The following is a 19,097-nucleotide window of genomic DNA, read 5'->3' on the forward strand; positions in this document are numbered from 1 at the left end:
TCAAAAGACGACTACTTTCATAGCAATGCTATTTCTATAAAAACTAGCTGCGCTAGTTAACAACATCCACCGCCATCATAATGAAAAGTAGAAGGAGAGAAGAAAATATCATCTCGTCCTAAACTTTCTAAAGCAGCAGCAGTTTTATCACAAATTGCTAAAGGCTGATTTTTTAATAAAGTATGTCCTAAACCATCATCGAAAAAATCATCTTCGCCATAATAAATAGCTGCTTTTCCTGTAAAAATACACGGACCATCTGTTGGCATCGGATCTTTAATTGCGGCAACTTCTATAGATTCAATATAAATTAATTCATCTGTTGGATAACTCTTTGGGTCTAAAATACGATATGGTTTTCTGGCTCTAATTTCAATCGTTCCAAAACCAGCATCGGTCAGCGCTTTTACATAGTTTGCAATCGATAAACTTCCGCTTAAACACAAAGCACGCAAGCGGTCATCATTGCGCAACTCATCATTCATTTCTTGCTCACACGTTGGGTCGCTCATTACTAATTTTCCGTGAGGTTTTAAAACTCTGTACATTTCTGCAATCGCTTTTTTTAAATCATCAGACTTAAAAATATTAAACAAGCAATTTTGAGCAGCCACATCAATCGAATTATCATCCACAGGCAAATTCATCGCATCACCTTTTCGTAAATCGACAAAATCGCTTTTAAACCAATCGTTTTGCTCTTCGGCAACTTTAAAGTTTTTTTGAGATGCTTCTAACATTTCATCCACCACATCTAAACCAATTACGCCACCTTTACTTCTGTTAAAATAAGCAAATTGTAACAACTCCATGCCTCCACCAACGCCAACATATAGCATTTTAGGATTGTTCGTTAAATCTCTTGCATGCACCGTAGATCCACAACCGTAGTTCATTTCTTGCATTATTCTTGGAATTTTAAGTCCTGGTAATTCCCAAATAGGATTCGTAGTGCAACAAAGACCAACATCTGGTATTAAAGCCGCTTCTTTATATACATTATGGGTAGTTTCTAAATAGCTCATGTTTCTTATTTTAAATATTTTATTACAATTGAATTCCGAATCCCTGCAAACCACTTTCTATTGCAGGTAATATTTCTGTATTATCCCAAATACCTGTAATAATAGTTCTTGAATATTCTTCAGGTAACAATCCGTTTTGCATTAAGGTACTCGTTAATTTATAATTGTAATGTAATGTGTGATGTGTAAAGTTAAACAAATCATTTGAGTCTTCAATAATTGCATACCAAACATCCGGACTTCCATCATTTGCGGGCATTCCTATAACGCCGGGGTTCAACCAAATTTTTTCTTCTTGTTGATGATGAAATGGCAAACCACAATGACCGGCAATAATTAGATTGCAATTTGTAGCCTCGAAATTTGGTTTTTTAACTGCCCAATCTGTAGATTTAAAAATAAACTCTGATACCTGAAAATAGGAACCGTGAACCACAGTTGCATTTTTATCCGCATATTGAAAATTGATATGATTCGGCAATGTTTTCAGAAATTCTAACGAATTTTCAGACAATCTACTTTGTGCAAAAGGATACCAAAGTTGCGAAAAATCATCGCAACGAGAACCTTCTCTAAAATCGCATCCACAATCATCAGCATTTTCTCTTAACTGAATTTCTACATTGCCAACAATACTTTTGGCGCCCCACAATTTAAACAATTGCACCGTTTCTTCGGGTTGCGCACAATAGCCAACAATATCGCCAGTACAAATGCAGTTTTCCGGAGCAATATTTTCTTTTTCAGCAATTTGCTTTAAAGCTTCTAAAGCTTGTAAATTGCTGTAAACACCGCCAAAAAGCAGTATTTTTCCTGTTATTTTATCTAAACTCTCTATTTTTTGATCCATTTCGGAATAAAATATAATATGATACAACTAATAATTCCCCAAATATTTACCCACAATAAAGAGGCATATCTTCCTTTTGTAAAAATCAATGCTTCCGGAAAAACATCAAACACTAAAAAGAACCCAAATACTAATCCGCAGAAAACACTCAAGTAAAAACTTACTTTTGGCACTTTCACTTTCCAAAAAATAAAAATAGGTGTTAAACCAATCACCATGGTTCCAGAAATGGTGGTTGCTGATAAAATTTCTGCTCCAAAAAATACAGGGATTGTTCCTAAAACCGCCACTACAATCATGGTGATTCTTCCGAAAGAAACCGTTTTCCCTAAATTTAAATCGACTGCCAATAATTTAGAAAATGATGAAAAAGTAGAATCTAACGTAGAGGCTGCTGAGGTAATCATGATAAAATTGATAACTAATAAAATAACGACTCCAAATGCTTTTCCTACTTCTACGGCAGCTTGTCCTTTCATTCCTTTTGTTTGCGCATACACACCAATCAAACTAAATAAAACAATGCAAATTGCGCCTAAAAAACTTGCCCATAAAAAGCTTTTTCTAGTTATTTTGGGTGATGAAATAAAACCTCGATCTGTTAAAACAGGATCGTGAAAAGGATAACTGAAAGACTGAATAAGTGCTGCGAAAAAGAGATTTAGGCCGAGTTCAAAACTCCAAGTTCCTGACGAAGCTATTTGTTGCGTCGAAAAATCATCCACAGAAAAAATAGTTCCTAAAATGATCATTAGCAACACAGAGAATAGCACCATTTGAATTATATCTGTAAAAATTGAACTGCTCAAACCACCTTTTATAGCATAAGATAACGTTAAAACTGTAAATAAAATAATTGACCAATAATAAGAAGTACTTCCTTGTGCGCCAAAATAACTACCAATGACCATGGTATTGCTCCAAACTTCATTAAAAAGCCTAAAAGCGATCAGAATAGAAAAAATTGCCATGGCATTTTTCCCGAATTTAGAAATCAAAAATTCATGAATACTTTTAAAGTTTCCTTTGGTTCTTAATTGGTAAATAATAACACCAGCAACAGCAAAAGACAAATAATAACCTGCATAGGCAACACCACCAACCAAACCAAATTCTAACCCGAGATTGGCTGCGTTGGTAATGCTTTTTGCAAAAATCCAAGAAATGATTAGACTCCCAGTTAATACTAAAGTATTGGGCGCTTTTTTCTTGTTCACAGCTTTAAAAAACTGATCTGTTGTTTTTGCTAAAGGTGACAAGAAAAATAATATCAAACTTGATATTAAAATTAATCCCCATTGATAATTTATTACTTCCATAAATTTATATAGAAGACCTCACAGGTTTTTAAAACCTGTGAGGTCTAATTTTACTCATTCCACCAAACAGGAATATCCAAACTATTTCCATTGGTTGCTGTTTCTGCTACTTTATAATTTTCTGAATTCAACGATGCAGCTTCTGCAGGATAAGGCATTCTTACAGGAATTAAACCCTTATTTAAACTGGCAGAAACGCTTTTTAAGTTCGGAAAACCTGTTCTTCTATATTCAATCCATCCTTCATAACCATTGATTACAGAAGCGATCCATTTTTGGGTAATGATTTGCTCTAAAGGAGTTGTACCAAGTGCATTTAAATTAGCATTTCCTGTTAAATATGTAGCAGCTAAATCAGTGTTCCAATACTCAAAAGCTAGTGTAACTCCTTCATTGTATAAAGTTGCTACGTTGGTAGAAATGAATCCTTTTTGAGCCGCTTCTGCTAGTAAAAAACTAGTTTCCCAAGCAGTCATAAAATTGGCATCTAATGTTGATGTGTCTTCTCTAAAACTTTTCCCTGCTAAAGAATAGTCTGACAAAGCTGTTGAAGTTGTAGACGAATTTATACCGTTGATTAAACCATTAAATCCGTTTGAATTTGAATTCGCAAACGGTCTAAAAAATGTTCCAATTCTAGCATCATTTAAATTGCTTAAGATTTCTTCCATGGTTTCTGATAATACAAAATTATTGAAATCGCCGACTCTTAATTGTGCCAATCTAAAACTATTAGGCTCTGAATTTGTGAAATCAAAAACGGCATTCTCAGCATTACTTTTGATGTAATTTCCGTTTGTAAATAAGGTTTGAAGTTGCGCAGCAACATCAATTTTTGCAGAAATTCTGATGAGATATTTAATCTTTAAAGAGTTGGCAAATTTTACCCAAGACTCCAAATTTCCGTTGTATAAAATATCGCCTTCTAGCGGAATGGATCCTCCATAATTCTGAATCGCAGTAATTCCTTTATCTAAATTATCAAAAATTCCGTTTTCATTTTGATAAATATCCTCTTGTAAATCATATTTGGGAGTTACCGTTCCTTCAACACCATTAAAAGCTTCAAAATAAGGAACATCACCAAATAAATCTGTTAAGCCAGCAGCGATATATGCTTTTAAGATTAAAGCAGGTCCTTCATAAACTGCAAAAGCAGTAGCTTCTCTGCTTTGTTTTAAAATGATTTCATTGTCTCGTAAATTTGTAAAAAATACGGGCCAAGGATTTCCTCCTAATTGCGGACTTTTTAAATCGTGTCTGTCAAATAAATTAAAATCTAATGCGGTTCTATGTTGCGCTAATAAATCACCAGCAACGAAGCCTTCGTAACTCATTTGCTCGCCAAAATCGTAGATTACTTGTCTTAATAACAAACTGGGTTGCACGGCAACGGGAGCATTCGGATTTGTGTTGATGTCTTCAAAATCTTTGGTGCAACTTGCCAATGTGAAGGCTAAAATTGCAATTGTATATATAATTTTTTTCATTTTTTTGAATTATCCGGCAAGGTTTCAAAAACCTTGTAGGTATGTTAATATCTAATTCTTGTAGGAATCTAAATATTCAATTATTATCTAACTTTTTAAAACCTACAAGGAATCTTCGTTCCTCGTAAATGTCTTGCAGGTTAAAAATTAAAGGCTACTTTAAAACCTAAACTTCTGCTGGTGGCATAACTCATATCTTCCACTCCGCTAACAAATCCGTTTCCTTGAACGGCTAATTGTTCTGGGTCGAAATGCGGATTTTCTGTAATCACAAATAAGTTATTGCCGATAAAAGAAAAGTTCATATCAGATGCATCTTGTAAGCCTAAAAAACCCTCATTTAAATGTAAGGTATACCCAAAAGAAAACTGACGTAATTTTAAGAAAGAAGCATCATACACATTGTTTTCTTCGTGATTTCTGTCGTAAAATTGTCTGTAATAACTTTCTGCAGAAACAGGAACTGTGTTGGGTTGGCCAGAATTTATATTTACACCTTGCGCCACAATACCGGCATCAGGCCTAAAGGCAGTTTCGGCTAATTGACCACCAACATTTCCTAGCGCTCTCGTTCTTGAAACGATTTCTCCTCCTTGACGCCAATCAAACAAAAAGCTTGCATTAAAACTTTTATAATTGAAAGAGTTGTTCCAACCTAGCGTAAAATCAGGATTGTAGTTCCCGATTTTAATCAAATTATTATCAGCGATATAACGGCCATTATCATCTAAAAGAAATTGACCTTCTGTGTTTTTCTGATATCCAGTTCCATACATGTCGCCAACTCGTCCGCCTTCTTCTACCTGAAACCAAACTGTCTGATTGGCGCTGTTGTAAATGCTACTATACGCCAACGTTAAACGGCCTTCATCTTGGGGTAAATCGTTAACCACAGATCTATTGGTGGCAAAATTGAAGGTAGTATTCCAAGTAAAATTTCTATTTCTAATGGGCGTTCCGCTTAAAATAATTTCAACACCGGTTGTCGTTACTTTTCCGCCATTAATTACTTGCTGATGATAGCCAGATGAAATTGCAATGGGTAAAGAAATAATTTGATCGCTTGTGGTGGCATTATAGTAGGTGAAATCGATATTTAATCGGTCTTTAAAGAAACGTATATCTGCACCAAATTCATAAGAAGTCGTAACTTCTGGTTTTAAATTTGCATTCGGAATAAAATTTTGATTGCTAAATGTGGGCTGGCCGTTAAAGACCGTTTGCGATACAAAGGCGCTAGATGTTTGATAGGGATTGGTGTCATTACCAACTTGTGCAACACTCGCTCTTAACTTCGCAAATGAAATATTTTCTGGCAATTTTACAAAATTTGATAGAATAAAACTTGTTGAAACTGACGGATAAAAGAAAGAGGTTCCATCCACAGAAAAAGGAGTTGCCAAAGCACTAGACCAATCGTTTCTTCCTGTAACATCAACATATAAAAAATCTTTATAACCAAATTTTGCAATTCCGTATAACGAATTAATTCGTTTTTTAGAATCGAATTGAAAAACTTCAATGGGCGATGCGGCATTGTTCAAACTAAAAATACCAGGTTGCGCTAAATTGGTTGTTTGCGATTGTTTTGTAGAAGCAGTTTGGTCTAATCTATTCCCTCCAAAAGAAGCATCAAAAGAAAAATCGCCAAAATTATCGGTATAATTTACCAAGAAATCTGTGTTTACTTCTCTGTAAAAAACATCATGTTCTGCATAGGCTCCGTTTTTAAAACGGTTGCTACTAAAGTTCCGTTTAAATCTTCTTTTTTCTGATGAATAATCCATTCCAGAACGCAAAGAGATACTCAATTTTTCTGTAAACTGATGATTTAGAGAAATGTTTCCAAAAAGACGATCTCTGTGAAAAGAGTTGGTGTTTTCATGTAAGATAAAAAACGGATTATCAAAATACGTATAATTAAAATTATATTGTTGCACGCCCTCTAATCCGGGTTGCCAGTAGTCTCTTAAGTTCTCAATATTTAAAGATCTTGGTCCCCAAGCAACCAAAGAATAATTCACGTTTTCACTACCATAACCATTAGAAGGTCGGTTATCACTGCTAGAATTTATATAATTTACAGAAGAGGTAATTCTAGTTTTTTCTGTCGGATTAAAATTAAGTTTTAAAGCCGTTGTTTTTCGATCTAAATTTACACCAGGAATAATAGATTCACTGTCTAAATCTGTAAAAGATAGTCGGTAAGAACCTCTCTGAAAACGATCGTTTATAGCTACATTATTAATGGTTGTAACGCCTGTTTGATAAAAATTTTTTAAATTATCTGGGTTCGATTGGAATAAAGTAGGCGTAATCGAATTACCAGAATACAAAGAAGTATCTCCACCACGAACGATAGTTCCGTCTGCCAAAGTTACAGGACTATCGAATTGCGGAATGAGATTTCCAGCATCTAATCTGGGTCCCCAAGAATAAGATATGACGTCATTTACACCGGCGCCTAAACCATTTATGTATTCGAAATTACCAGAGTTTCCTTGTCCGTATTCATTTTGGAATTCAGGCAATCGAAAAGCAGTATCAAAAGTGATCGAAGAATTAATACTAATTCCCAAACCTTTCTTTTTTGTACCGTCTTTCGTTCTAATCACAATAACTCCGTTGGAAGCTCTTGTTCCGTACAAAGCGGCAGCACTTGGTCCTTTTAGAACCGTTACAGACTTAATATCGTCAGGATTTACCTCCATGGCGCCATTTCCAAAATCTATTTCCTGAAAACCAGCAGCGGCCTCATTGGTGAAATTAAAAACAGTGTTGTTGTTAATTGGCGTTCCATCTACTACAAAAAGCGGATTGTTATTCGAAAAAGAAGCTTCTCCACGAATGGTTATTTTTGAGGAAGAACCAACGCCTGTTGCTCCTTGAGAAATCGTTACACCTGCTAATTTTCCTGCTAAATTATCTAGAAAATTAGGTGTTTTAACTTCCGTTAAATTTTTTGTCTTTAGCTCTTGAACCACATAACCTAATTCTTTTGTTTTTCGATTGAGTCCTAAAGCGGTTACGACCACCTCATTTAAATTGGTGTCTTCCTCTTCTAAAAGAATATTGAAGACTGTTTGGTTACCAATCGTAATTTTTTGTGATTGATAGCCTAAATAAGAAAATTCTAAAACATCAGACTGTGAAGTAACGGTAATCGTAAAATCTCCATTGTCATCTGTGGTGGTTCCTATTCCGTCTATAGTAGTGATGCTTACTACAGGTAATTTTTCGCCAGTATTTTTGTTTGTAACGGTTCCTGTAATTTTAATTTGTGAAAAACTTACGCTAACAAGTAGCATAAAAATCCACATAAAAATGTGCTTCATTTAGTAATGATTTTGTGTAAAATAAATGGTTGATTTTTAATCTCAAAAAAAGTAATACGAAGTTATGTACACGAGATTATGGGAGAACCTTTATTAAGGTTTTGAGTGTAGGAAGTTTCTGAAAAGAAAATAAACTCTTCGAGAAAAGTGTCTTTAGTTCTGAAGAATAATTCTTGTAAAAGTCTTAAAATGGAAAAAGAAATTTTCTTGAAGCTGTTAAGAATTGTTTTGAGATCTTCTTTTGTATCGAGGTCATTTAGAGGTTCTAGAAAGTTAATTTCTAAATGATTTTTATCTGCAATAGACGAAATACATTTTTGTAAACGATTAGTTTGCCAAGGTAATTTTAAAAATGTTTCTTTCTGAAAATGCTTTTTTTTGAGCCCCATTAAATAGAAACCACCATCTATTGAAGGGCCTAAAACAAAATCATTTTTTTCTAATTGATGCAGCGTATGAACTAAATGACGCGTTTTTAAATGCGGAGTATCATTACCAACGGTAATGACGTTTTCAAAACCGTTGTTAAAAACACTTTCAATGGCATTAGAAAAACGCTCACCAAAAGTATTTCCAACTTGTTGTTTTTCAGAAATAAGAAAATAATCAATTCCCGATTTTTTAACTTTTTTTAAAGTTTGATTATTCAGCGCAGAAAAAATATCCGCAGAAAGAAACGATTTTCTTTCTGCTTCTTTTTCAGCAGAATTTGCAAAAATTAATATGGCAGTTTTCTTTTTGAGCACTTTTTATTTTTCTGCAAGGTTTTGATACTGAACTTGATTCAGTATCAAAATCTTGCAGGTATTTTTTTAATTTATTATTTTTTTCATAATTACAAGAAGTCCTAATTCTTTAGAGATACCTTTTGAAATATTTTAGCACCAATGTAGCTCCTTTTCTTCTTCGGGGAAATGCCCAAAGGGCAAAAAGGCTTCTTTACGCTACAATACCTTGGCAGCTGCTTCCTGCGCCAGCAGTGCAACCATAACAATGCTGATTGATAATTATATTTCTGTCTTGTAATAAATCTTCGTTATATTCTGAAATATGTTTTACTTTACTAGCTACTTTTAAATTTAGCATTTGATTAAAATCACAATCATACAACCAACCATCCCAACTAATAGAAATAGTATTTGTACACATTACATTTTCTACAGCAGCAGGATTGTAGGCATCCAATAAGGAGTGCATATAATCTTCGTAATTATCAGATGCTATTAAATAATCTAAAAAACGACTAATGGGTAAATTGGTAATCGCAAAAAGACTGTGAAAATCAATATCAAATTCACCTTTTAATTCTTTTTTGAAATCATTTTCTAACGCCTGCTGATCTCCGGGTAAAAATGCTCCTGAAGGATTATACACTAAATCTAATTTTAAATCAGAACCTTCTAAACCGTAACCTACCGCGTTTAATTCTTGTAATGCTTTGATAGATTTATCAAAAACACCGTCACCACGTTGTTTGTCTGTTTTTCCACGCGTCCAGTGAGGCATTGAAGAAACTACATGAACTCCGTGTTTTTTAAAGAATTCTGGTAAATCGTAATATTTTTTATTAGCTCTAATTATGGTTAGGTTAGAGCGCACAATAAAATCTTTAATTCCCGCTTTTGAGGCTTCTTCTACAAACCATCTAAAATTAGGATTCATTTCTGGGGCGCCACCTGTTAAATCTAATGTATGAGCTTCTGTCTTTTTGATAACATCTAAACATTGCTCCATTGTTTCTAAAGTCATAATTTCTTTACGATCAGGACCTGCATCAACATGACAATGTGAACACACTTGGTTGCACATATAACCGAGGTTTATTTGCAGAATTTCTAGTTTTTTAGGACGCAATGGAAAATGACCTGTTTCTTTAATTTTTGCTGCAAATGTTGGTAATTCTCCGTTTGCGAAAATTCCGCTCGAAAGAATTTCCATTTGACGTGCCGTTTTTGCAATATCGTTATTTCTTGCTTTTAATGATTTTTTCATGCTAAACTTTCTTGTGCTGAATTTGGTTCAGCATCTTAATGCTTCTAATTCTTTAAATTATATACGTAAAAAATTGTGGTTTGGTTCTGTTGTAAAGCTTATTTTAAATTATGGATGTCACATTGAGCTTGTCGAAATGCTTTTTAAATGCTGTAAATTATTTTAAAATCCTTTTAAAGATTAGTGAAGTTTATTGTTTTTAGATCATGCCTTTTCTTGGGATACGCAGACTCTAATTTTCCAGTCCAAAAGAGCTTTAAATGAAGCACATTTTTTGCTTTTTAGTAAAAAATAGCTTTTTCTCTTTTTATGAGATCTCTCGTTTCTCTGGATTAGCAGACTTTAAAATTTCATATAGAGATCACGCCCAAAAGCGTGATAAGCGACCTTTAAAATTTTGCCAAAAGGCAAAATTAGAGGCTGCTTACATTTCCAACTTATTCACTTTATTCATCATTTGAACTCCATGCACTAAAGTTGCGCCACTTTTTATAGCGGCTCCAACATGAATTGCTTCCATCATTTGTTCTTTGGTAATGCCGCGTTGTAAACCGTCTTTTGTATAGGCATCTATGCAGTAAGGACATTGTTCTGTGTGTGCAACTGCCAAGGCAATTAAACTTTTTTCACGTGCCGTTAAAGCGCCTTCTTCAAATACTTTACCATAATAATCAAAAAATTTGTTGCCAAGTTCTTCATTCCATTCTGTAATTTTACCGAATTTTCTTAAATCGGCCGCATCGTAATAATTTTTAGACATTGGTATATTTTATGTAATTAAAAGTTGAAAGATAGTAATTATTTGCTGTTCAAACTCCAATCGTATTTCAAATAAGAGATTTTAGCATTGGGGTTTATTTCAGTTTTCGAATATGTATTTAAATACTCAATTACAGAGCCATTTTTTGTAAAATCGTCTTGAAACCAATCAAAAATTGAAGAGATTTGAACTTTATCTTTAGAGAGGTCGTTTCTAGAAGAATCATTCACAAATTCTTGCATTAATTTTTCTAGGGTAGCCTCTATGTTTTCTTCTGTAAAAGCGATGTTTCCTAATTTAGGACAAGAGCCAGAAGCGCAATTTACCGCCACATGAATTTTTGGATCAAACAACGTTTTACGTAAAATTTCGTGTTCTATATAATCTAACGTGTAGGTTGTTCCGCCAACTTTAGCAAACGAAATTTTCCAAGCAGTTTTGTCCTCTTCCTTAATATCCATGATACTTTTAAGAGGGTAATTTTCTAAAATTAGTTTAATGGTATAAGCGTTGTAGGCATTTATCCAAAAAGCTTTTTGTTTATTTTCTGACCATGAGCTTGTAGGTGAAGTTTTTTCTAAATAAGAAATATAACTATTTAATGCAGTTTCATCCGTTTTAAAGGCTTCGTAATCTACAATTCCGGTTTTAGAAACATGCTTTTGTAACAGATCATTAAAAATTGAGCTTTGCGCATTTACTTTGGTACATGTTAGAAAAATGATTGTTATTAAAAATATATTTTTCATGAGTTATGTTGTTTTCCGATTTGTTAGACGAAGTCTTTTTTCATTGATTACAAAAAAGAGTTCAATAATTTTAAACTTTTTTTTGATCGATTTTATTGTCGGAACCAAATAAAATTTCATCTGTAATTTCATCTGTAATTGCTAATTTAAATCGCCGTTTAAAGAGAAAAACGGCACCATACAATATAGGAGTATCTAAAACGGCAACCACTACCTTAAAAAGAAAACCACTAATTAAAAGACTAGTAAAAATAGGCCAAGGTAAAATTTGAAAAGAACAGAGTAAAAATAATACTGTAAACGTATCTATAAATTGAGAAGCAAATGTTGAAAAGTTATTTCGAAGCCATAAATGTTTCCCTTTCGTAAGGTCTTTCCAAAAATGAAAAATCTTAATATCGACAAATTGCGCACATAAATAAGCAATCATAGAAGCGAAAACAGCGAGCGGAGACAAGCCAAAAACTTGATGAAAAATAGCATCGTCTATGGGAGAATTTTCAATTGCAGGCGCAAAATCTGCCAGTAAAATAATGAGCATCGAAAAAAACGAAGCAAAGATACCAGCGATAACCACTTTGTTTGCTTTCTTTTTTCCGTAGATTTCTGATAAAATATCGGTAATTAAAAAAGTGATGGGGTATGGTAAAATTCCGACAGAAATTTCAAAACGATACAAACCAAAAGGTTCCCAGTAAAAGAATTTCTGAAAAATTAAGTTGGACGCTACTAGCGATGCAATAAATAAAGCAGCTAGAATTAGGTAAATATTATCTGCTAATTTTTTGTCTTTACTTGTCATAGAACGAAGTTACTAAATATTTGATCAGTTTTGATAATGCCGTTAACTTCTCGTTTGTTTTAGCCCTGATTGAAGCATTTGTTTGAGCTCTTTTTTAGGCCGAACTCTTTTAATAGCTGTTATAAATCATAAAATTACTTCCACATTTGCACAGAGGTTGAAATAAATTAAGCCTAAAAAAAGCGAGTGCGGAAAGCAGGAAATAGCTTCAAATAAAAATGATTATTTTCGCAGTCTGTATTACAGTTAAACAAATCAACAACTAAACAAGATAAAATGAAAGCATATATTTTTCCGGGTCAAGGAGCACAATTTACAGGAATGGGATTGGATTTATACGAAAAGTATCCGTTAGCGCAAGAATATTTTGAAAAGGCGAACGATATTTTAGGGTTCTCAATCACAGATATTATGTTCGAAGGAACTGCCGACCAATTAAAAGAAACGAAAGTTACACAGCCTGCAATCTTTTTACATTCAGTAATTTTAGCGAAAGTTTTAGGAGATTCTTTTCAACCAGAAATGGTGGCAGGTCATTCTTTAGGAGAATTATCTGCTTTAGTTGCCAATGGCGTTTTGTCTTTTGAAGACGGATTAAAATTAGTTTCTAAACGTGCTTTGGCAATGCAAAAAGCATGCGAAATTACACCTTCTACCATGGCCGCAGTTTTAAAATTAGAAGATACAATTGTAGAAGATATTTGCGCCGAAATTGATGGAGTTGTAGTTGCTGCAAATTACAATTGCCCGGGTCAATTGGTTATTTCTGGTGAAATTTCTGCCGTTGAAGAGGCGTGTAAAGTATTAACAGAAAAAGGAGGAAGAACAATTATGTTACCCGTTGGCGGGGCATTTCATTCGCCAATGATGGAGCCGGCTAGAGAAGAGTTAGCGGCGGCAATTGAAGCAACCGAATTTAGCAAACCTACCTGTGCAGTGTATCAGAATGTAGTGGCAAAGGCAGTTACAAATCCTGATGAGATTAAAGAAAATTTAATGAGTCAGCTAACCGCGCCAGTAAAATGGACACAATCCATACAACAAATGATTGTTGATGGAGGAACTGAATTTATAGAAGTGGGTCCAGGGAAAGTGTTACAAGGATTAATGCGTAAAATTGATAGAAGTGTTGCTGCAAGTGGTGCAGTAGTTGTATAAAAAATTAAAATTAAGGATTAAAAGAGCTTGTAAAATTAATTGTTTTACAAGCTTTTTTTATGATGTTTTGCGGCTATGATTTAAAATTATAAGTGCCTGTTTAAAGATAGTTTAAGTGAATAAATTGTTTTAAAATAGAGAGTATTCACTTGTTTCTAAAAGGATATCTGCGATTATTAAAAACGGAAAGACACTAATATTTTATCTTTTATTCGTGTTTTTTCGGTAAGATAGAGGGTATAGAAAAGCAGAAAGCGGATGAAATGTAAGAGACAAATCATCTTTGGAATCCAATAAAATTTATTGTCTACTGAATAATACTAGGGTCATGATTTCAAATAAACCTGCACTTCAAACTACAATTTCTCTTCAAAATTTGCAGACTTTCCTTTAATTACAAGGATAGCCAAATGGAATTATCGCTATTTATAAAAGTAGGCATATAAACCAAGCTAACCTTCAGTATAAATGACAAACCTCCATAAAAAATAAAAATAATACGATTAAAAGGGTGTTTGTATGGTATCCCGTAAATAATATTAAAATATTTGTCATACTCTTGTTTAAAATTAAGAAGATAGGCAATATTAAAAATTAGGGTTAATCATATAGTTTCAAGGATTGTATTGTTTTTAGAATAGCAAGTTATATTTGATAAAACCAAACTTGTTTTAGAGATAAAAATTAATAGAAAATAGATTTAAAAGGCTTCTTTAAATTTTAATTTTTGGAAGTAAATAAGGATGGACACATTGTATTATCTTTAGAAAAAAAAACAGATAACACTTATATTTATACAGATATAAGGAGTTGTGCATAATTAACCACGAACTTCAAAAATGAGTGAAATTGAATAAAAAGAAAAGACTAAAGAAGAAAGAAACTGAAAAGCAAAGCAAAAGGAATAATATTCTTTTTTGGTTAGCAATTATTGGAACAATAGGTTCTATTTTAGTTTGGTTATACAATTATAGAATTGATAACCTAAAAGAGAAACATTCGTCCGAAATAACTCAACTGAACACTAAAATATCCTCAATAGAAAGAAATATTGGAGAAAATGACTATTTTGATGTGAAACAATTATTTGTTTCTAAAAACAATAAATTATTACCGAATTCAAGCTATCTAGCAAGTGGGAATTTTTACGCAGATACAACAAGTTCAAAATGGAATTATAAGCAAATATCACCTGTTAATTTTATAAGAAAAGAACTCGAAATTAATCCGATTGAATTACAATTAGGTAGAGAATATAGTTTTACATTAGATAGTATTTTTAAAAACCCTGAATTTAAAAACTATAAAAGAAAATATAAATTCCATCAATTTAAATACAAAGATTCATTGAAAATAGAGGTTGAAGGAAAACAAGAGATTTTTAATTCTTCTATAAATGTTATTGTTGTTAAAAAAGATGTTGCAAAGAATATTTTTGAAATAGTTAATAAAAACATTAATAAGGAGAAAACTCTATTAAAACAACTTGATATAGACAGCACAATTGTTAATCAAGTCATTAAAACAGCCAAAAAACAATTTAATCAAAACTCAAGTAGTTTGATTTTTAATTTAATTCTCAATGGAATGGTTTATGGCTCACTTACAAATGGAAATATTTTAGAATTGGAAAGTATTCAGAAAAAATCCGAAGTTTTTTACACTAAATACACTCGTGAATATGAGAATAAACCAAATAAAATATTTGAAACTGGAGAAATATTTTTTGCGGATAAAGACAATCATATCTACATAGTTTTAATAAAAGTATTTGACAAACAACCAATAATTAAAACTGAATTAGCTGCTGATATAAACAAATGGTTATTTTCATTAAAATTCCTATAATAACTGCGGGCAACAACGTGTATAATTAATTGCTGGCAAATCGCTAGCTTACGAAAGTCCAAACGGACTTTCTTGGTTCTTGTTTTATTTAGTAAATTAGTCTCTTAAAACACGCAAAAAATCATACACAAATACGTTACCAATAATTAACCACTAAAACCAAAAATGGAAAAAACAAAAAAAAAGAAGAAAAAGAAGAAAATTCCTGAGCAAACTAATCCCGAAATTTTAAAAAAATTAAGAAACTATAAAAAAACAGAAGAATGTTTTTGTTTAGAATGTGGCTACGAAGGTCTAATGGGAATTGAAAAACAAATAGTTCCTTGGTATTTATCATATTGGATTTTAATCCCAATTTGTTTTACAGGGATTGGAATTATTCCAGCGATATTTTTAGGAATATGGAGATTCTCTTCTGAAAAAAACCAAGTTATCTGCCCGAACTGTGACTCAACTTTAATTACTCAATAAATAAATACTAATATTAAAACTAAAAAATGAAAAAATTGAAATTGTTATTAATTGCTATTATTATTACTTCTTTTACTTCTTTTACATCTTGTAGCGAAGACGAATTAAAATGTGATAGCTCTCTTGTAAAAAGAACTGTTAAAGAATTATTTGAAGAAGAGATGCTAAAAGAAATTGAAAATTTAAAAAATATACGAGGTATTGATGAAGATTATTTAAAACATTTTTATACAGAAAATATTGAATTAGAACTAATAAGAACAAGAGCGGTTAATGAAAAATTAAAATCTTGCGATTGTTCAGCTAGCATAGTTTTAAAATTAAAATCAGAAGTCGAAAATTATATTTTAGAAGAGGCAGAAAAAAATAAACTGAAATTTACAAGAAATCAAATCAAAAAATTATTAAATCAAAAAGTAGACGTAGATTATCAAGCTCAAGAAACTAGTGAAGGAGAAATAATTGTAGAAACTCTAATGCCAGACGAAATAGGAGACCTTCTAAGTACTAGTTATTCTTTTGAAAATTATTATAAAGAAAATGTATTTATACTTGAAAAGGGAAAGGAATATAGTTTTGGTTATGGAACTGAAGATTGCTCTTATGAAATTATATTTAAAATAAACAAAAATGAAAAAGTTGAAGGAACACATAATCAAAATTGTGTTGGAAATAATGGAGCTGGATTGAGAAAGTTTACAGGTAAATTTAAAAATGGAAAAATAATTGGAGAAATTAAAGATGCTGAAAGTTTTGAACTTAATTTTAATGATAAAATTATGGAATACACATTAACAAAATCAATAATGCAAAATGGAAAAGAAATTAATTATTCTAAAGAAAGTAGAAGTAAAATGACAATAGAATATGAATTAATTGAATAAAACTATTGGTAACACCGTATATAATTTATTGCTAGCTAATTACCGACCAAGAAAGTTCTCGCGGACTTTCTTGGTCGGTAATTATTTACTAAATTAGTTGCTTGAAACACGCAACAAACCATATACAAAAACGTTGTGCGTCATACAACCAATCTCTCGTAAAAAACAAAAACTGACCAGAAAATGATAACCAAAATAGACTTAAATAAAGTAGCGAGTTACAAAAGTCAAGCAACTTTAGAAACTGACAAAGCATTGAATCTTATTTATGGTTTAAATGGAACAGGAAAAAGTACTTTTTCAAATTATCTTTTAAAAAGAGCAGATGAAAAGTATAAAGATTGCTCTGTTGTAGGTTTAGATGAAAATCACGAAATTCTTGTTTATAATCAAACTTTTATCCAAGAGAACTTTTTCGAATCTGAAAGTTTAAAAGGAATTTTTACTCTTTCAAAAGAAAACAAAGAAGCTATCACAAAAATTGCTAATGCTGAAAAAGAAATAGAAAACCTTGACGGACAAAAAACCAAAAAAAACAAAGAATTAGAAACAGAAAATATATCAATAGGTAAAAAATTAGAAAACGCAAAAGTTACTATTTGGAAAATAAAAACCGATTTTAGTGGTGGCGACCGTGTTCTTGAGTTTTGTTTAGAAGGTTATAAAGGTTCAAAAGACAATTTATTTAATCACATCCAAGGATTAACGAAACCTGCTGATAAACCGACCAAAAGTATTGATGATTTAAAGAATGATGTTCAGGAAATTATGGGAGAAAACGCCCAGAAATATGGTTTTTTTCCTAAAATAATATTCTCATCTTCAAATATAGAAACTGCAAAAATTTTCGATAAACAAATCGTAGGTAATGAAAATAGTAGTGTATCTGAACTAATCACAAAACTTGGAAACTCTGATTGGGTAAAATCGGGATTAAAATATTTACCCGAAAAACAATTTGAAGAAAATGAAAATTGTCCTTTTTGTCAAGAAAAAACCATTTCAAGCGAATTAATAGAAAACATAAAAAATTACTTTGATGTTTCTTATGAAGCAGATATTATCTCTATAAAAACTTTTCTTGAAGAATATTCACAAGCAATTCTGCAAATCCCAAACAAAACAACTTTCGAAGCCAATCCAAAATTTGAAACTTTTAAGCAAGATTTTGAAATCAAATTAAATGCATTTAATCAACTGATTAAATCGAATAAAAAAAAGATTGAAGAAAAGATAAAAAATCCAAGTGTAGCTCAAACTCTTGAAAATTCAACGAAATTATTAGAAGAAGTCAATGAAGTTATAATTAAAATTAATGCTTCTATTTTAGAACACAACGATAAAATTGATAAAAAGGCAACAGTAAAAACAGCAATAAAAAAGACTTTTTGGCAAATTATGCGTTGGGATTATGACCAAACAATTAGCTCATACCTTTCCGACAAAAGTATATCAAAAACTAAAACTGATTCGCTTAATACTACTATTAAAAGTTTTGATAAAACAATTCTTGAAGAGAAGTCAATTATATCAGAACAACAAAAGCAAACAGTTAATATTGAAAAAGCAATTGCAAATATTAATGATGGATTAATTGACTTGGGAATTACTGATTTTGAAATTGAAAATCACAAAGAAAACCTTTACAAAATAGTTAGAGGAGAAAGCAAAGAAAGAGTATTCCGTTCATTAAGTGAAGGAGAAAAAATGATAATAAGTTTTTTGTACTTTTTAGAAATGTGTAGAGGAAAACAAGATGCTACAGAAACAGGTAAAAAGAAAATAATCGTAATTGACGACCCAATTTCAAGTCTTTCTCACATTTATGTTTTTAATATTGGAAGGTTAATTAAAAACGAATTTTTTGGGAAAAAGGAAACTAAAAAAGATGAGGAAACTGGAGAAAAGGTGAATATTTGGAATTATAAGTATGAACAAGTTTTTATATTAACTCATAGTCTTTATTTCTTCTACGAGATTACAGAAACAAAACACGATGAACGAAAAGAAACTCAAAAACTATTTAGACTTTTAAAAAACAATGATGGGAGTCGCTTCCAAAAAATGAAATATGAAGAAATTCAAAATGACTATCAAGCTTATTGGTATATTATAAAAGACGAAAAACAACCACCAGCTTTGATTGCGAATTGTATGAGAAACGTAATTGAGTATTTTTTCAATTTTGTAGAGAAAAAAGATTTAAATAACTTTTTCAGGCAAGAACCATTAAACACAAATAGATTTCAAGCTTTTTATAGGTATATAAATAGAGAATCTCATTCTTTAGGACAAAATATATTTGACTTTAAGGAATTTGATTATAAAGATTTTAAAGATGGTTTTGCTGAACTTTTTAAAGTAGCAGGTTATGAGGAACACCACAAGAAAATGATAAAATAAAAAGTACGAAC

15 protein-coding genes are annotated in these 19,097 nt (G+C 31.7%); 5 read left to right on the top strand and 10 right to left on the bottom strand.

Going from position 1 to position 19,097, the window contains the following annotated elements; genetic code table 11:
- Window positions 1-56: 56 nt before the first annotated feature.
- The 10 genes from arsM to ES044_RS01050 all read right to left on the bottom strand — a co-directional run bounded on the left by arsM (window position 57) and on the right by ES044_RS01050 (window position 12,322).
- A complete protein-coding gene (gene arsM / locus ES044_RS01005; protein ID WP_147117690.1) occupies window positions 57-1,025 on the bottom strand; it encodes an arsenosugar biosynthesis arsenite methyltransferase ArsM in 969 nt (322 codons plus the stop codon).
- A gap of 22 nt (window positions 1,026-1,047) precedes the next feature.
- The gene (locus tag ES044_RS01010) at window positions 1,048-1,875 is read right to left on the bottom strand and encodes a metallophosphoesterase family protein (protein WP_147117691.1); all 828 of its coding nucleotides are present in this window, start codon (window positions 1,873-1,875) and stop codon (window positions 1,048-1,050) included.
- A complete protein-coding gene (locus ES044_RS01015; RefSeq protein ID WP_147117692.1) occupies window positions 1,860-3,194 on the bottom strand; it encodes a sodium:solute symporter family transporter in 1,335 nt (444 codons plus the stop codon). The genes ES044_RS01010 and ES044_RS01015 overlap by 16 nt, the downstream gene beginning before the upstream one ends.
- A 50-nt stretch (window positions 3,195-3,244) precedes the next feature.
- Entirely contained in the window at window positions 3,245-4,684 is a 1,440-nt protein-coding gene (locus ES044_RS01020) for a SusD/RagB family nutrient-binding outer membrane lipoprotein (protein ID WP_147117693.1), read from the bottom strand.
- Between the two features lie 140 nt (window positions 4,685-4,824).
- Window positions 4,825-8,019: a SusC/RagA family TonB-linked outer membrane protein gene (locus ES044_RS01025; protein ID WP_147117694.1), complete on the bottom strand. Its 3,195-nt coding sequence runs from the start codon at window positions 8,017-8,019 to the stop codon at window positions 4,825-4,827.
- Window positions 8,020-8,081: 62 nt separating this feature from the next.
- Window positions 8,082-8,765: a DUF2064 domain-containing protein gene (locus ES044_RS01030; protein ID WP_147117695.1), complete on the bottom strand. Its 684-nt coding sequence runs from the start codon at window positions 8,763-8,765 to the stop codon at window positions 8,082-8,084.
- Window positions 8,766-8,958: 193 nt separating this feature from the next.
- Window positions 8,959-10,011 (bottom strand): arsenosugar biosynthesis radical SAM (seleno)protein ArsS, encoded by a 1,053-nt coding sequence (arsS, locus tag ES044_RS01035; RefSeq protein WP_147117696.1) that lies wholly within the window; start codon window positions 10,009-10,011, stop codon window positions 8,959-8,961.
- 424 nt (window positions 10,012-10,435) lie between these two features.
- The gene (locus tag ES044_RS01040) at window positions 10,436-10,771 is read right to left on the bottom strand and encodes an arsenosugar biosynthesis-associated peroxidase-like protein (RefSeq protein ID WP_018943417.1); all 336 of its coding nucleotides are present in this window, start codon (window positions 10,769-10,771) and stop codon (window positions 10,436-10,438) included.
- A gap of 38 nt (window positions 10,772-10,809) precedes the next feature.
- Window positions 10,810-11,520 carry a DUF547 domain-containing protein gene (locus ES044_RS01045; protein WP_147117697.1) on the bottom strand — a complete coding sequence of 237 codons (711 nt, stop codon included), beginning with the start codon at window positions 11,518-11,520 and terminating at the stop codon, window positions 10,810-10,812.
- Window positions 11,521-11,590: 70 nt separating this feature from the next.
- Window positions 11,591-12,322 carry a queuosine precursor transporter gene (locus tag ES044_RS01050; protein WP_147117698.1) on the bottom strand — a complete coding sequence of 244 codons (732 nt, stop codon included), beginning with the start codon at window positions 12,320-12,322 and terminating at the stop codon, window positions 11,591-11,593.
- 276 nt (window positions 12,323-12,598) lie between these two features.
- Here ES044_RS01050 and fabD point away from each other — a divergent pair, with 276 nt between their 5' ends.
- The 5 genes from fabD (at window position 12,599) to ES044_RS01075 (ending at window position 19,086) form a co-directional block, all read left to right on the top strand.
- Window positions 12,599-13,480 carry an ACP S-malonyltransferase gene (gene fabD / locus ES044_RS01055; RefSeq protein WP_147117699.1) on the top strand — a complete coding sequence of 294 codons (882 nt, stop codon included), beginning with the start codon at window positions 12,599-12,601 and terminating at the stop codon, window positions 13,478-13,480.
- Between the two features lie 849 nt (window positions 13,481-14,329).
- Window positions 14,330-15,328 carry a hypothetical protein gene (locus tag ES044_RS01060; RefSeq protein WP_147117700.1) on the top strand — a complete coding sequence of 333 codons (999 nt, stop codon included), beginning with the start codon at window positions 14,330-14,332 and terminating at the stop codon, window positions 15,326-15,328.
- Between the two features lie 165 nt (window positions 15,329-15,493).
- Window positions 15,494-15,799 (top strand): hypothetical protein, encoded by a 306-nt coding sequence (locus ES044_RS01065; protein WP_147117701.1) that lies wholly within the window; start codon window positions 15,494-15,496, stop codon window positions 15,797-15,799.
- Between the two features lie 26 nt (window positions 15,800-15,825).
- Window positions 15,826-16,683 (top strand): hypothetical protein, encoded by an 858-nt coding sequence (locus tag ES044_RS01070; protein WP_147117702.1) that lies wholly within the window; start codon window positions 15,826-15,828, stop codon window positions 16,681-16,683.
- A 183-nt stretch (window positions 16,684-16,866) separates the two neighbouring features.
- A complete protein-coding gene (locus ES044_RS01075) occupies window positions 16,867-19,086 on the top strand; it encodes an AAA family ATPase (RefSeq protein ID WP_147117703.1) in 2,220 nt (739 codons plus the stop codon).
- Window positions 19,087-19,097: the final 11 nt, after the last annotated feature.

The organism is Polaribacter sp. IC066 (genome assembly GCF_007997085.1).
In the GTDB taxonomy this organism is placed as follows: Bacteria; Bacteroidota; Bacteroidia; order Flavobacteriales; family Flavobacteriaceae; genus Polaribacter.

Coding starts and splice junctions, on each gene's coding strand:
- arsM (WP_147117690.1), bottom strand. CDS start 1,025: ATGAGCTATTTAGAAACTACCCATAATGTATATAAAGAAGCGGCTTTA.
- ES044_RS01010 (WP_147117691.1), bottom strand. CDS start 1,875: ATGGATCAAAAAATAGAGAGTTTAGATAAAATAACAGGAAAAATACTG.
- ES044_RS01015 (WP_147117692.1), bottom strand. CDS start 3,194: ATGGAAGTAATAAATTATCAATGGGGATTAATTTTAATATCAAGTTTG.
- ES044_RS01020 (WP_147117693.1), bottom strand. CDS start 4,684: ATGAAAAAAATTATATATACAATTGCAATTTTAGCCTTCACATTGGCA.
- ES044_RS01025 (WP_147117694.1), bottom strand. CDS start 8,019: ATGAAGCACATTTTTATGTGGATTTTTATGCTACTTGTTAGCGTAAGT.
- arsS (WP_147117696.1), bottom strand. CDS start 10,011: ATGAAAAAATCATTAAAAGCAAGAAATAACGATATTGCAAAAACGGCA.
- ES044_RS01040 (WP_018943417.1), bottom strand. CDS start 10,771: ATGTCTAAAAATTATTACGATGCGGCCGATTTAAGAAAATTCGGTAAA.
- ES044_RS01045 (WP_147117697.1), bottom strand. CDS start 11,520: ATGAAAAATATATTTTTAATAACAATCATTTTTCTAACATGTACCAAA.
- ES044_RS01050 (WP_147117698.1), bottom strand. CDS start 12,322: ATGACAAGTAAAGACAAAAAATTAGCAGATAATATTTACCTAATTCTA.
- fabD (WP_147117699.1), top strand. CDS start 12,599: ATGAAAGCATATATTTTTCCGGGTCAAGGAGCACAATTTACAGGAATG.
- ES044_RS01065 (WP_147117701.1), top strand. CDS start 15,494: ATGGAAAAAACAAAAAAAAAGAAGAAAAAGAAGAAAATTCCTGAGCAA.
- ES044_RS01070 (WP_147117702.1), top strand. CDS start 15,826: ATGAAAAAATTGAAATTGTTATTAATTGCTATTATTATTACTTCTTTT.
- ES044_RS01075 (WP_147117703.1), top strand. CDS start 16,867: ATGATAACCAAAATAGACTTAAATAAAGTAGCGAGTTACAAAAGTCAA.